Genomic DNA, 13,253 nt, shown 5'->3' on the forward strand with positions numbered 1-13,253 from the left:
CACACTCTCATCGGAATGGCCGTAGAATTTCTTGAGGATTAGAAGCTTAACCATCATTTCAGGTTCTTTCGAAGGCCTTCCATAATAAAGAGAATAAGAATTTTTAAGGAGATTATTGATAAAGGAGAAGTCCAAATGATCTTGTATAATTCGGAGGGTGTTATCTTCCGGGATTCTGGTGTATAATTCTGTGTAGAAGCTTACTTGACTATGTTGAGTGAGCATCATAAAAACCTCCAATTTGGTGTTTGTTTCTAGTCAATTCAATTCTACCAAAGTTGGAGGTTTTTTTATGCTTTTATTTCATTTTCCTTATTTTAGGAGGCGTTTTTCAGTGGCCTCAGTCATTCCCCGCCGCACCTAACCACTCATAAAATGTCTCGAAACTAGGTGTTCAAGAATAGGGAGCTTATACGAAATAATTAATAAAGAGATTTAATGGAGACATTATAAATAAGGAATTTCAACTCGGGATTCTTCTTTCCTTGCGAAAATCGAATTGGTATTATATATTACTATTAGTACCTAGTCATAAACTGAAATTTATGATTAAATGAACGGTGGAATCTGTGTGAAAAAGTCTAAACAAGAACGTCAAGAAGAATTGAAAATGAAAATAGACCAGACCCCCTTCATCACAGACGAACAATTGGCGAAATCTTTTGGGGTCAGCATTCAAACGATCAGGCTTGACCGGATGGAATTAGGAATACCTGAATTGCGTGAACGAATTAAGTCGGTCGCAACACAAGAATGGAATGATACGGTGAAGGCTCTGCCGGTAGAGGAAATTATCGGTGAAGTCGTCGATCTTGAATTGGATGATCGCGCTATTTCCATTTTAGACATTCGGCCTGAACATGTTTTCTCAAGAAACCATATAGCAAGAGGGCATCACTTATTTGCACAAGCCAATTCACTTGCTGTGGCTCTAATTAATGACGATGTAGCATTAACTGCACGCTCAACGATTCATTTTTCCAGACCCGTTAAACTAGGCGAGCGTGTCATCGCGAAAGCAACGGTCAAAGGGGAAGATGAAAAAGGACGAACTCTCGTCAATGTGCATAGTTATGTTGATAATGAAGAAGTTTTTGCCGGTTCATTTGAAATGTATCGCTCGAACCAATAGAAGGAGATGGAATGACAATGAAGTTAGCCATTGATGCAATGGGTGGGGACAACGCTCCTGAAGCGATTGTGAAAGGGGCTGTGGAAGCTGCTGACACAATCAAGGGTTTGGAGATTACTTTAGTGGGGGACGAAGCCCAAATAAAACCTCATTTAAAAAATCAGACGAACGTATCCATCTTACATACTACAGAAACGATAACGGCCGATGACGAACCAGTCCATGCTGTTAGGAGAAAAAAACAGTCCTCCCTGGTGTTGACAGCCAATGAAGTTAAAGAAGGACGGGCCGATGGCTGTATTTCTGCGGGAAATACCGGCGCATTGATGAGTGCCGGATTGTTTGTCGTGGGACGCATGCAAGGAGTAGATCGTCCTGCTCTCAGCCCAACCCTGCCGACCTCTGATGGCAAAGGGTTTCTTATGTTGGATGTCGGTGCCAATGTGGATGCGAAACCCGATCATTTATTGCAATACGCAGTCATCGGAAGTATATATGCTGAAAACGTCCGCAATATCGAAAAACCCAGGGTTGGATTATTGAATGTGGGTACAGAGGACGGTAAAGGGAGTGAACTTACAAAGAAAGCATTTGAATTGATGCAAACGGCTCCTATCAATTTTGTTGGTAACGTAGAAGCACGCGATCTGTTAGAGGGTGTTGCTGATGTGGTCGTAACGGATGGCTTCACAGGAAATGTAGCACTTAAAACGATCGAAGGTACAGCGATGACTATGTTTTCCATGATAAAGCAAACGTTCATGAGTAATTTTAAAACAAAAATAGCTGCAGGTCTTGCGAAGAATGACTTGCGAAAGTTGAAAGACCAACTCGATTACAGTGAATACGGAGGAGCAGGACTTTTTGGATTATCTGCGCCGGTCATCAAAGCACATGGTTCGTCTAATGAACGAGCGGTGCTGAATGCTATCCGTCAAGCTTGTCAGATGATAGAACTTGATGTCACAAACACCATATCATCGACTTTAAATGAGATGAATAAAGAGGAGGAAGAATCATGAAGCGAATCGCTTGGGTGTTTCCTGGGCAAGGTTCTCAGGAAGTAGGAATGGGGCAGGCTATGTATGAAGCCTATCCTTCCGTGAAACAAATGTTTGATGAAGCAGATGAGGCTCTTGGGTATTCGTTGACTACACTAATGTTTGAAGGCCCTTCTGAGGAATTGACAAGAACAGAAAATGCACAACCGGCACTGCTTTTAAACAGTGTAGCTATACAACAAGTGCTTCAACAAGAAGGAATTGCTCCGGCAATGACTGCTGGACATAGTTTAGGGGAATACACCGCCCTTGTAGCTGCTGGTGCTCTCACTCCTATGGAAGCCGTCCAACTCGTCCATGTTCGTGGAAAGTTGATGGAAGAGGCTTACCCTACTGGGAAAGGGACAATGGCTGCAGTCCTAGGTCTATCGGAAGAAGAAATTGAAGAAGTGTTGCGATTCTTTGACGGAGATACTGCTGTGGATCTTGCTAACATCAATTGTCCTGGCCAAATTGTTATTTCAGGTACAAAGGAAGGCGTTGAACAAGCCTCTGAAAAACTTTCAGAAGCAGGAGCGAAACGAGTTCTTCCTTTGAATGTAAGTGGCCCGTTCCATTCACGGTTGATGAAGTCCGCGAGTGATGATTTTGCTAACCACTTAGAAGAGACTCGCATCCATGATGCAGAAATTCCTGTGTTTGCAAATGTAACCGCAGCTCCGGTGACAGAAGCCGAAGAAATCGAAAAACTGCTGGTTGAACAGCTTTATTCTCCTGTTCGCTTTCAACAAATCCTGGAGGCATTTGTCGAAGAGGATGTCGATGCAATTGTAGAAGTCGGCCAGGGTAAAGTTTTAACAGGCCTTGTTAGAAAAGTAAAACGTCGAATGAAAACATTCAATGTCCAGGACCCAGATTCATTACAAGCATTCATTGATTGGTACAAGGAGGAGTCTTAATGCTACAAGATCAAGTCGCTCTAGTAACAGGAGCATCACGCGGAATAGGCCGCGCCATCGCTTTAGAACTTGCGGCACAAGGCGCGAAAGTCGCGGTCAATTACGCTGGCAGCGAAGATAAAGCAGAAGCGGTCGTACAGGAAATTAAAGACCAGGGCGGCATAGCAATTAAAATCCAGGCGAATGTTGCTGTCGAGGCCGATGTAAAACAGATGGTTAAAACCGTTGTGGATGAGTTCGGCCGTCTGGATATCCTTGTGAACAACGCTGGGATTACAAAAGATAACTTATTGATGAGAATGAAAGAAGAAGAATTCGATTCTGTTATCGATACGAACCTGAAAGGCGTTTTCCTATGTACTAAAGGGGTTACACGCCAAATGATGAAACAGAAATACGGGAGAATTATCAATGTTGCTTCCATCGTAGGAGTATCAGGAAACCCTGGTCAGGCAAACTATGTAGCAGCAAAAGCGGGCGTGATTGGAATGACCAAGTCCAATGCCAAAGAATTAGCAGCGAAGAATATTCATGTGAATGCTGTAGCGCCAGGTTATATCGCTACAGATATGACGGATGCCCTCACAGATGAGCAAAGAGAACAGATGATGGCTCTCATTCCGTTAAAACGCCTTGGAGAGGGGCAGGATGTAGCGCGGGTGGCGCGTTTTCTTGCTTCCGAGGATGCAGCTTACATGACAGGCCAGACACTTCATGTTGATGGCGGAATGGTAATGTAAAATCACTATGGTTTTTCTCTAAGAAATTTACTATAATTACTGAAGGGAGGTGAGGTTACAATGGCAGAAACATTTGATCGAGTTAAACAGATCATCGTCGATCGTCTTGACGTTGATGAGTCTAAAGTAACTATGGAAGCTTCCTTCAAAGAAGATCTAGAAGCAGACTCTCTTGATGTAGTAGAGCTTGTAATGGAGCTTGAAGATGAGTTTGATATGGAAATTTCTGATGAAGAAGCTGAAAAAATCAATACAGTAGGCGACGCTGTGAATTACATAAGCAGTCAGTCGTAAAAAAGGAATTGCTGTCCGTATGAATACGGGCAGCGTTTCCTATATTAAAAAAGAAATTCATAGCAAAGGACACGGTGATTTATGGATGATTTTTCCAGTTTCCAGAAGAAAATAAATGTACAATTCAATAATATCTCGTTACTGGAACAGGCTTTCACCCATTCATCTTATGTGAATGAGCATCGGAAAACCGATCGGGAAGATAATGAGCGTCTGGAATTCCTTGGGGACGCTGTGCTTGAACTGGGAGTCTCTCAATATTTATATCGTGAGTTTCCAAATATGGCAGAAGGAGAGCTTACCAAGTTCAGGGCATCGATCGTTTGTGAAGTATCTTTGGTGGAATTTGCCAATGAGCTGAATTTCCAAGACCTGATTTTACTAGGAAAAGGCGAAGAGCTGACAGGAGGGCGTAATCGTCCAGCATTATTAGCGGACGTTTTTGAAGCGTTCATCGGAGCACTTTATCTTGACCAGGGTTACGATGCAGTCATACAGTTTTTAAAAACGTATGTGTATCCAAAAGTGAAAAAAGGTGCTTTTTCTCATGCGATGGATTTTAAGAGCCAGCTGCAAGAGTTCATCCAGCGGGATAAGAACAGTAAAATCGAATATGAAATAGTGGAAGAAAGAGGGCCGGCCCATAGCCGTGAATTCATAGCCCATGTCCATATACAAAATGAACTTGGGGGCATAGGTGTAGGACGGACAAAAAAGGAAGCTGAACAGAAGGCGGCCCAACAAGCCTTGAAAAATCAGGGTGCACCATTATAATACTTAGGTTTTCAATGATTAAAATGCTGTTTGAAGGAAAAGCTCAGAGTTTTCTCTGGGCTTTTTTTGACGGTTTACTTCTACTCCGCGCCGAGGGTATTGAGTTAGGATGGGAAGTAGATGAAGTAGAATAGAGAATTAAAAAACCGTTCCAGCCAGTTTTGATGCCAGAACGGTTTTTTAGGGTAGTAGCTTTGGTTGTTTTATTTTCTGTATTGTCCAAGTTCTTGAACGAAAGCCTGGATTTCGGAAACGCTCAATTGCCCCTTCATCTCGATAATATCATGGAGGGATTTAATTTCTTCATACTTATTAAGATCATAATCATCCGGGTCCATGAGGGAACGGTTGACGACTTGTAGTTTTTCCGCCATATCGTTAATGATGACTTCAAGGTTTTCTTGCTTCGGTTCTTGTAAACTCAAAATAGATCCTCCTCTAGAGATCATGGTATAGGCTATTACATATGATAAAGGACTTTGGCGAATTATGAAACCCTGTGTGGATAGAAAAGAAGCTTGACAAACTACCGTAGCATAGATGTTTATGATAAAATATATAAGTTGAGTGAATGAAAGATTTGTGAAAAAACAGGAGGATGACTATGTTCCTCAAACAGTTAGATACGATAGGTTTTAAATCATTTGCCGAACGGGTGACGGTTGATTTTGTATCGGGTGTTACATCTGTCGTCGGTCCGAACGGTAGCGGAAAAAGTAATATAACAGATGCCATTCGCTGGGTGTTGGGAGAACAGTCGGCACGATCACTGCGTGGCAGTAAAATGGAAGATATAATTTTTGCAGGAAGTGAAAGTCGCGCCCCGTTGAATAGGGCTGAAGTAACGCTGACCCTTGATAATACCGACAGGAAGTTGCCGCTGGACTATCAAGAAGTGAGTGTCACGAGAAGAGTCTACCGTTCTGGTGAGAGTGAGTTTTATATTAACAATCAGACATGCCGTTTGAAAGATATCGTCGATTTGTTTATGGACTCAGGGCTTGGAAGAGAAGCTTTTTCTATCATCAGCCAGGGAAAAGTCGAAGAAATATTAAGTTCAAAAGCAGAAGAACGGCGCTCCATTTTTGAAGAAGCAGCAGGCGTTCTTAAATATAAACAGCGGAAGAAAAAAGCAGAATATAAGTTATCCGAAACCCAGGAAAACTTGAACCGTGTAGAGGATATCATTTATGAAATCGACGGTCAGCTTGAGCCACTGAAAGAGCAGGCGGCTGTTGCGAAAGATTACTTAGAGAAAAAAGAAGAACTGAAAAATATCGAAATTTCTTTGTTGATTACGCAAATAGAACAAGTGCATGGAGATTGGCAAAGGATCCTAAAAGAACTCGATCATATAAAAAAACAAGAAAGTGAATTGGTTTTAAAAATTGATGAGAAAGAATCCTTACTAACGAAACAACGTAAGGAAGTGAAAGCCCTTGACGAATCATTAGAAAACCTCCAGGGGAAATTGCTCGACTTAACGAGAGAACTGGAAAGCCTGGAAGGTAAGAAACAATTGATGCAAGAGAGGCATAAGCACTTTGAAGAAAATAAATCAAAGTTAGAAGAAGCTTATGAAGACCTCTCTGAAAAACTTTTAAGTATAAAATCCATAGCAGGGGAAGAGTCGAAGAAATTACAAGAAACGAAACAACAAAAACAAGAAACTAAGCGTGAACTCAATCAGACGACCAAGGCGTTAAACCAGGATATACATCTGATTGAGGAACAAATTGAGGATTTGAAGAGTGAGTATATCGAGCTTTTGAACAAGCAAGCTGCCAAGCGGAATGAAAGGCAGTTACTTGAAAAACAATTGAGTCAGATTCACTCTAAAAAAGGTGTGCAGGTTGATAAATTTAAAGATTTAAGAAGTGAGCGTGAACAGTTAGAAGAAACACTGCGTGTGACTACCACAGAATTGGATCAAATTACACGTGAACGTAAGGAACTGGAAGAACAAGTAAGAGAACTGAATGCCAAACTGGAAAACAATAAAAAAACATATCAGGAATGGCAGGAAAAGCTTTACAAAGGCTATCAATATTTAGAGAAGATGCGCTCAAAGAAAGAAATGCTGGAAGATATGAAAGAAGATTTTTCTGGATATTTCCACGGTGTCCGTGAAGTACTGAAAGCCGCCCAAAAAGGGGAGGTCAAAGGAATCAACGGTGCTGTGCTCGAGTTGATTGACATACCATCCAATCTAATAACTGCGATTGAAACTGCTCTGGGGGCGCAAGCTCAGCATATCGTTGTGGAAGATGAACGGACCGGGAGACAAGCCATTCATTGGTTGAAGAGCAACAATAAAGGCCGGGCCACTTTCCTCCCCTTGACTTCCATCCAGCCTCGCAGTGTACATGGTGCTTCTTCCTTAGCCCAACAAAATGGGTTTGTCGGTGTTGCTGCAGATTTGATTGGCTATGACCAGGCTTATAAACGGGCGATCGAACATTTACTTGGACATATTGTTATTGCAAAAGATTTGGAAAGCGCGAATAGTCTGGCCAACTTTTTAAATCGGAAATACCGGATTGTTACGCTTGAAGGAGATGTGGTAAATCCAGGAGGATCCATGTCCGGGGGGGCGAAGAAACAATCCAAGCAATCGTTGTTTACTAGAGAAAAGGAACTTCAGGAGTTAAGTGAAAAGATTGTGGAGTTCGATACGAAAGCATTAGATGTTGAAAATAAAGTGAAACAACTCAAAGAGACGCTGGCAGAGCAGGAAAAAGAAAAAGAACAGTGGAGTTTGAAACTTTCCAAGATGAAACAGGATGAGTATGAAAAACAGTCCGATCAGCGGGAATTACAAGTGAAACTTGATCACCTTAATGATCAACTGCAATTGTTCGACCAGGACCAGGAACAATACAATCAAGATACCCATCAAGCAGATAAGCAATTGAAAGAATTGGATGAAACGTTAACCACTGTAGAAAGTGAACTCGAAGTCATTCAACAGAAAATTGAAGAACTGACAGTGACAAAAGAACAGCAAAAAGAAGATGAAGCCAAATTGCTAGACCGCAAACAAAAGCTTCAAATTCAACTGGCAGAACAAGAATCAGCCGTTAACAATCAACAGGAAAAAGTAGATCGTTATCAACAGGAGAAGGATCTCATCGAGCAGGAGCTAAGGGGTAACCGTGCTTCCTACGAACAGTTGATGGAAGTGGCAGACTCGAACCAAACAGAAGAAGAGGTTTCTGTTCAAATTGAAGAAACAAGAGACGAAAAAGAGAAGATCTCCATTAAGATTAAAGAGGTGAGAGAAGAGCGTCATCAAAAAGGAGAAGAAATTCAGCAAGTTGAGCAGTCACTGAAAGAAGTGCAGCGCAGTCACCAAAATTATGTTCAGGACATTCAGCAAAAAGAAGTGAAAGCCAATCGTTTAGATGTGGAACTCGAAAATATGCTCACTTACTTACAGGAGGAGTATGTCATCACATTTGAAAAGGCTAAACGCGACTATGTGGAAGTGGAGGATGTAGAGGCTGCGTCGACAAGAGTCAAACTCATAAAACGCTCCATTGAAGAGCTTGGGACTGTCAATTTAGGAGCCATCGAGGAATTCGACCGCATCAAGGAAAGATATGAATTCCTCAAAGGGCAACAGGAAGACTTATTAGAAGCGAAGCAAACGCTGCATTCTGTGATTGATGAAATGGACGGAGAAATGAAACGGAAGTTCGAGGATACGTTTACAAAAATCCGTTCAGAATTCAGTGAAGTTTTCCGGACGTTATTTGGAGGGGGAAGTGCAGATCTGCAACTAACGGATCCAACCGATATGCTGGAAACCGGTGTGGATATAGTCGCACAGCCACCAGGAAAAAAACTTCAAAACATGAGCTTGTTATCAGGAGGAGAAAGAGCCTTAACGGCTATTGCCTTATTGTTTTCCATCTTGCGCGTCCGTCCTGTACCGTTTTGCGTCTTGGATGAAGTGGAGGCGGCGCTGGATGAAGCGAACGTTGATCGTTTTGCTAAGTTCTTAAAAGAATTCAGTGAAAGAACACAATTTATCGTTATTACCCATAGGAAAGGCACGATGGAAGAGTCCGATGTCTTATACGGAGTCACGATGCAGGAGTCAGGCGTGTCTAAACTTGTGTCTGTTCGATTGGAAGAAACGCCGGAATTACTGGAAGCCTAGAAAGGATGGTAGGATGAGTTTTTTTAAGAAATTAAAAGATAAGTTCGTAAAAGGTCCGGATGCTGAAGAAGAAAAGAATGACCAGCATCAGGAAGAAGCATCAGAAGATGTTGTAGAGGAAGATGTTACAGAGGAAGATGGTTCACTCGACGGAGAAACAGAAGTTGATGAAGAAGAAAAAGTTTCAGAAGTTATAGACGACTTTGATGATGAGGAACAAACTTCAGAAGAAGCTTCCGAGGAAGAAATAGAAGAGGATACGACGGAAGACGAAGAAGAAAGTGTAAAAGCGGAGGAGGAAGAGGATCGTACCTCTATCGCTGCCAAGTTTAAAATGGGCCTCGCTAAAACTCGTAACTCTTTTTCTAGTAAAATTAATGACCTTGTCGCTCGCTACCGCACCGTTGATGAGGACTTTTTTGAAGAACTTGAAGAAGTTCTGATTTCCGCTGATGTGGGTGTCACAACAGTTATGGAAATGATCGAAGAGTTAGAAATGGAAGTCAAACGCAGAAATGTTCAGGACACTCAAAAAGTAAAAGAAATCATTTCAGAAAAGCTCGTTGAAATTTACTATGGTGACGATGAGGCTGAGGAGATTGAAGGGTTGAATGAAAACCCTGATGGCTTGACGATTTATTTGTTTGTCGGAGTGAATGGTGTCGGTAAGACAACAACGATCGGAAAGCTTGCTCATAGGCTGAAATCTGAAGGGAAGAACGTGACCTTAGCAGCGGGTGATACGTTTAGAGCCGGGGCTATTGAACAACTGGAAGAGTGGGGCAACCGAGTCGGGGTCAACGTCACGAAACATAATGAAGGAAGTGATCCTGCTGCTGTCATCTATGATGGAATCCAATCCGCTAAATCTAAAAAAGCGGATGTGCTTATCTGTGACACTGCCGGCCGCTTGCAAAACAAAGTGAACTTGATGAATGAGCTTACAAAAGTCAAGCGTGTCATTGAGCGTGAAGTGCCAGGAGCCCCCCATGAAGTACTCCTTGTATTGGACGCCACTACTGGGCAAAATGCGATGAGTCAGGCGAAGACATTCTCTGAAGCGACCGATGTTTCAGGAATCGTTCTATCTAAACTGGACGGGACAGCAAAAGGTGGTATTGTCCTTGCGATCCGAAATGAGCTGGATATTCCTGTGAAACTTGTCGGACTTGGTGAAAAAGTGACAGATTTAGAAACTTTTGATGCTCATGCCTTTGTTTATGGTTTATTTGCAGACATGATAGATGAGTATGAGGAAGAAGAAACGGTTTAAGTCTTGACATGTTAGGACATGTTCCGTTAGTATTTATGTGTAAAGGTATTTCACTTAACAAGGAGTGCTTCAAGCGTGCTTGAAAAAACGACACGAATCAATTACCTATTCGATTTCTATCAATCGTTGTTGACTCCCAAGCAGAGAAATTACATGGAGTTATATTATCTTGAAGATTATTCTCTTGGTGAAATATCAGAAACCTTTGATGTCTCACGTCAAGCGGTTTACGATAACATTCGCCGAACAGAGACGATGCTTGAAGAATATGAAAAAAAGCTTCATTTATATGAGAAGTTCAAAAAGCGCCAACAGGTGATAAAAGAGATGGAAGCAGAGTATGATAAAGGTCGACTTCCGGAACTGTTCCAAGATTGGCTGCATCAATTACAAGAATTAGAATAGGAGGGTTTCTTCGATGGCATTTGAAGGTTTATCCGACCGTTTGCAGGAAACGATCAAGAAAATCAAGGGCAAAGGGAAGGTAACCGAACAAGACGTAAAAGAGATGACCCGTGAAGTCCGTCTCGCCCTCCTCGAGGCCGATGTAAACTTTAAAGTGGTCAAAGATTTTGTCAAGCGTGTCCGGGAACGCGCCGTCGGACAAGAGGTTATGGAGAGCTTGACTCCAGGACAACAAGTCATTAAAGTCGTCAAAGAAGAATTGACTGATTTGATGGGCGGAGACGAAAGTAAAATAGCTGTCGCAAAACGTCCGCCGACTGTGATCATGATGGTCGGTCTCCAGGGTGCTGGTAAAACGACTACTACTGGTAAACTTGCCAACTTGTTACGCAAAAGCTACAACAGAAAACCTTTGCTGGCTGCAGCTGACATCTACCGGCCTGCTGCCATCCAACAACTTCAGACGCTGGGAAAACAACTGGATATGCCTGTCCATGAAGAAGGTACGGACGTCGATCCTGTTGATATCGCAACGAATGCAGTTGCTAAAGCAAAAGAAGAGCATCATGACTATGTGCTGATTGATACGGCCGGACGTTTACATGTCGATGGAGAGTTGATGGGAGAGCTGCAACGAATTAAAGAAGCCGTAAACCCTGATGAGATTTTCCTCGTCGTTGATGCCATGACTGGTCAGGATGCCGTCACTGTTGCTGAAAGTTTTGACGAGCAGCTCGACGTTTCTGGTGTGTTATTAACGAAGCTGGATGGCGATACTCGTGGAGGTGCCGCTTTATCCATTAAAGCTGTTACAGGGAAGCCGATTAAATTCGCCGGTATGGGTGAAAAACTCGACCAGCTCGAGACCTTCCACCCTGAGCGAATGGCTTCCAGAATTCTCGGCATGGGGGACATGCTTACACTGATTGAGAAAGCACAAACCCAAGTGGATGAAAAGCAAGCCAAAGAGCTTGAATCGAAGATGCGGAATGCTTCGTTCACCTTCGAGGATTTCCTCGAGCAGATGGAACAAGTGAAAAACATGGGACCCCTTGATGAGATCCTTAATATGATCCCTGGCGCCAACAAGATGAAAGGTCTTCAGAATGTTTCTTTTGATGACAAGCAAATTGTCCATGTGGAAGCGATCATCCAGTCGATGACTAAAAACGAACGACAGGACCCTTCCCTCATGAATGCGAGTCGTAAGAAACGTATAGCCAAAGGTTCGGGCACCTCTGTTTCAGAAGTTAACCGACTGTTGAAACAGTTTGAAGAAATGAAGAAAATGATGAAACAAATGAGCAACACGAAGGGGAAAAAAGGAAAAGGAATGAAATTTCCTTTTATGTAATGGAAAAATCCTTTACACACCCTTGAAGTTCTGCTAAAATCTAAATCTGTGTGAAACATTAAAGAAATTTGGAGGTTGTTAAAAATGGCAGTAAAAATTCGCCTAAAACGTATGGGATCTAAACGTAACCCATTTTACCGTGTAGTAGTTGCTGATTCTCGTTCTCCTCGTGATGGACGTATCATCGAGCAAATTGGAACATATAACCCAGTTGCTAACCCTGTTGAGGTTAAGCTTGACGCTGACAAAGCGATCGACTGGATGTCTAACGGCGCTAAGCCAAGCGACACGGTTCGTAACCTTTTCTCAAAAGAAGGCATCATGAAGCAGTTCCACGAAAAGAAAAACCAATAATAAAGTAGTGGTGATTCCATGAAAGCCTTAATCGAAACGATCGTCACTCCGCTTGTCGATCATCCAGATGACATCCAAGTGGACGTGAATGAAGAAGATCACAAAGTGGTTTATCATCTTTCTGTCCACCCGGATGATGTCGGGAAAGTGATTGGAAAGAACGGGCGGATTGCGAAAGCGATTCGAACTGTCGTCTATGCGGCAGGCTCTGATGCAGAGAAGAGAATTTACTTGGATATTATGTAACAGAGCAAATTTTATTGGTGAGAAAGGGAGAGGGGCAACCTTTTCCCTTTTTTTACTATATGCCTCTAATAAACAGGATTAGCAAATAAGGCTGCCCTGTGTACAGGCATCCATTAAACCGATAGCGCGAAACGAACGTATGGTTATAGAGGAGCGGACGAAGATGCAGATCATCAGAAAGGTACCAGTCAAAGAAATTTTGACAGAGTCCAGCCGTGCGCGTTTAAGAGAAAAGTTCGAGCAGCGAAGTCAGCAGCTCGATCAGGAATGTAGACAACTCGCTTTTGAACAAAAGAAACTGGAGCGTAAACCTGGTGTTTCCAAGCAAGAAGTCGAGCGCCGTTTTTCCAAGGAAATCGGACGTCGGAAAGATCAGTTGCGATGGCTGGAATATCAACGCAAACAGTTGGACATCCTGCCTGATGAAAGCGAAATTGAAACAGACGAAGTAGAAGCATTGATTAACGTCGAAGAGGGCGATTATTGGAATGATGTTATTCAGGAACGTCAAATCGTCATTAAAGATGGAAAAGTCATACGAGCGAGGTAATAATAT

General features: G+C 42.5%; 15 protein-coding genes. 13 read left to right on the forward strand and 2 right to left on the reverse strand.

The annotated features are described in order from the left end of the window. A partial coding sequence (locus BMZ58_RS15660; RefSeq protein WP_167360094.1) for a transposase occupies nucleotides 1-225 on the reverse strand: 225 nt, incomplete at its 3' end. Between the two features lie 346 nt (nucleotides 226-571). Between BMZ58_RS15660 and fapR the strand changes: the two genes are divergently transcribed. From fapR to rnc, 6 genes are all read left to right on the forward strand, one after another. Beyond that, a complete protein-coding gene (fapR, locus tag BMZ58_RS15665; RefSeq protein WP_075037506.1) occupies nucleotides 572-1,132 on the forward strand; it encodes a transcription factor FapR in 561 nt (186 codons plus the stop codon). 17 nt (nucleotides 1,133-1,149) lie between these two features. After that, nucleotides 1,150-2,154: a phosphate acyltransferase PlsX gene (gene plsX, locus BMZ58_RS15670; protein ID WP_075037507.1), complete on the forward strand. Its 1,005-nt coding sequence runs from the start codon at nucleotides 1,150-1,152 to the stop codon at nucleotides 2,152-2,154. Next, nucleotides 2,151-3,092 (forward strand): ACP S-malonyltransferase, encoded by a 942-nt coding sequence (gene fabD / locus BMZ58_RS15675; RefSeq protein WP_075037508.1) that lies wholly within the window; start codon nucleotides 2,151-2,153, stop codon nucleotides 3,090-3,092. Before plsX ends, fabD begins: the two co-directional genes overlap by 4 nt. After that, nucleotides 3,092-3,832: a 3-oxoacyl-[acyl-carrier-protein] reductase gene (fabG, locus tag BMZ58_RS15680; protein WP_075037509.1), complete on the forward strand. Its 741-nt coding sequence runs from the start codon at nucleotides 3,092-3,094 to the stop codon at nucleotides 3,830-3,832. The genes fabD and fabG overlap by 1 nt, the downstream gene beginning before the upstream one ends. A gap of 60 nt (nucleotides 3,833-3,892) precedes the next feature. Further along, complete coding sequence (gene acpP / locus BMZ58_RS15685; protein ID WP_035505393.1) at nucleotides 3,893-4,126, forward strand: acyl carrier protein; 234 nt, start codon at nucleotides 3,893-3,895, stop codon at nucleotides 4,124-4,126. A gap of 81 nt (nucleotides 4,127-4,207) precedes the next feature. Then, on the forward strand, nucleotides 4,208-4,900 hold the full coding sequence (rnc, locus tag BMZ58_RS15690; RefSeq protein ID WP_075037510.1) for a ribonuclease III: 693 nt from the start codon (nucleotides 4,208-4,210) through the stop codon (nucleotides 4,898-4,900). A gap of 203 nt (nucleotides 4,901-5,103) precedes the next feature. Here rnc and BMZ58_RS15695 read toward each other — a convergent pair whose 3' ends face one another. After that, nucleotides 5,104-5,325, reverse strand: coding sequence for a DUF1128 domain-containing protein (locus BMZ58_RS15695; RefSeq protein WP_075037511.1), 222 nt, complete (start codon nucleotides 5,323-5,325; stop codon nucleotides 5,104-5,106). 179 nt (nucleotides 5,326-5,504) lie between these two features. Here BMZ58_RS15695 and smc point away from each other — a divergent pair, with 179 nt between their 5' ends. From smc to BMZ58_RS15730, 7 genes are all read left to right on the forward strand, one after another. Then, the gene (gene smc, locus BMZ58_RS15700) at nucleotides 5,505-9,065 is read left to right on the forward strand and encodes a chromosome segregation protein SMC (protein ID WP_075037512.1); all 3,561 of its coding nucleotides are present in this window, start codon (nucleotides 5,505-5,507) and stop codon (nucleotides 9,063-9,065) included. 13 nt (nucleotides 9,066-9,078) lie between these two features. Continuing rightward, nucleotides 9,079-10,338, forward strand: coding sequence for a signal recognition particle-docking protein FtsY (gene ftsY / locus BMZ58_RS15705; RefSeq protein ID WP_075037513.1), 1,260 nt, complete (start codon nucleotides 9,079-9,081; stop codon nucleotides 10,336-10,338). A gap of 75 nt (nucleotides 10,339-10,413) precedes the next feature. After that, nucleotides 10,414-10,743, forward strand: coding sequence for a putative DNA-binding protein (locus tag BMZ58_RS15710; protein WP_075037514.1), 330 nt, complete (start codon nucleotides 10,414-10,416; stop codon nucleotides 10,741-10,743). 13 nt (nucleotides 10,744-10,756) lie between these two features. Then, the gene (ffh, locus tag BMZ58_RS15715; protein WP_075037515.1) at nucleotides 10,757-12,097 is read left to right on the forward strand and encodes a signal recognition particle protein; all 1,341 of its coding nucleotides are present in this window, start codon (nucleotides 10,757-10,759) and stop codon (nucleotides 12,095-12,097) included. 84 nt (nucleotides 12,098-12,181) lie between these two features. Continuing rightward, the gene (rpsP, locus tag BMZ58_RS15720; protein ID WP_075037516.1) at nucleotides 12,182-12,451 is read left to right on the forward strand and encodes a 30S ribosomal protein S16; all 270 of its coding nucleotides are present in this window, start codon (nucleotides 12,182-12,184) and stop codon (nucleotides 12,449-12,451) included. A gap of 18 nt (nucleotides 12,452-12,469) precedes the next feature. Beyond that, nucleotides 12,470-12,697, forward strand: coding sequence for a KH domain-containing protein (locus BMZ58_RS15725; protein WP_075037517.1), 228 nt, complete (start codon nucleotides 12,470-12,472; stop codon nucleotides 12,695-12,697). Nucleotides 12,698-12,860: 163 nt separating this feature from the next. Further along, on the forward strand, nucleotides 12,861-13,247 hold the full coding sequence (locus BMZ58_RS15730) for a YlqD family protein (RefSeq protein WP_075037518.1): 387 nt from the start codon (nucleotides 12,861-12,863) through the stop codon (nucleotides 13,245-13,247). Nucleotides 13,248-13,253 lie beyond the last annotated feature (6 nt).

Source organism: Halobacillus dabanensis, from assembly GCF_900114165.1.
GTDB lineage: Bacteria > Bacillota > Bacilli > Bacillales > Halobacillaceae > Halobacillus > Halobacillus dabanensis.

Coding starts and splice junctions, on each gene's coding strand:
- rnc (WP_075037510.1), top strand. CDS start 4,208: ATGGATGATTTTTCCAGTTTCCAGAAGAAAATAAATGTACAATTCAAT.
- fabD (WP_075037508.1), top strand. CDS start 2,151: ATGAAGCGAATCGCTTGGGTGTTTCCTGGGCAAGGTTCTCAGGAAGTA.
- BMZ58_RS15730 (WP_075037518.1), top strand. CDS start 12,861: ATGCAGATCATCAGAAAGGTACCAGTCAAAGAAATTTTGACAGAGTCC.
- ftsY (WP_075037513.1), top strand. CDS start 9,079: ATGAGTTTTTTTAAGAAATTAAAAGATAAGTTCGTAAAAGGTCCGGAT.
- rpsP (WP_075037516.1), top strand. CDS start 12,182: ATGGCAGTAAAAATTCGCCTAAAACGTATGGGATCTAAACGTAACCCA.
- ffh (WP_075037515.1), top strand. CDS start 10,757: ATGGCATTTGAAGGTTTATCCGACCGTTTGCAGGAAACGATCAAGAAA.
- BMZ58_RS15725 (WP_075037517.1), top strand. CDS start 12,470: ATGAAAGCCTTAATCGAAACGATCGTCACTCCGCTTGTCGATCATCCA.
- plsX (WP_075037507.1), top strand. CDS start 1,150: ATGAAGTTAGCCATTGATGCAATGGGTGGGGACAACGCTCCTGAAGCG.
- smc (WP_075037512.1), top strand. CDS start 5,505: ATGTTCCTCAAACAGTTAGATACGATAGGTTTTAAATCATTTGCCGAA.
- acpP (WP_035505393.1), top strand. CDS start 3,893: ATGGCAGAAACATTTGATCGAGTTAAACAGATCATCGTCGATCGTCTT.
- fabG (WP_075037509.1), top strand. CDS start 3,092: ATGCTACAAGATCAAGTCGCTCTAGTAACAGGAGCATCACGCGGAATA.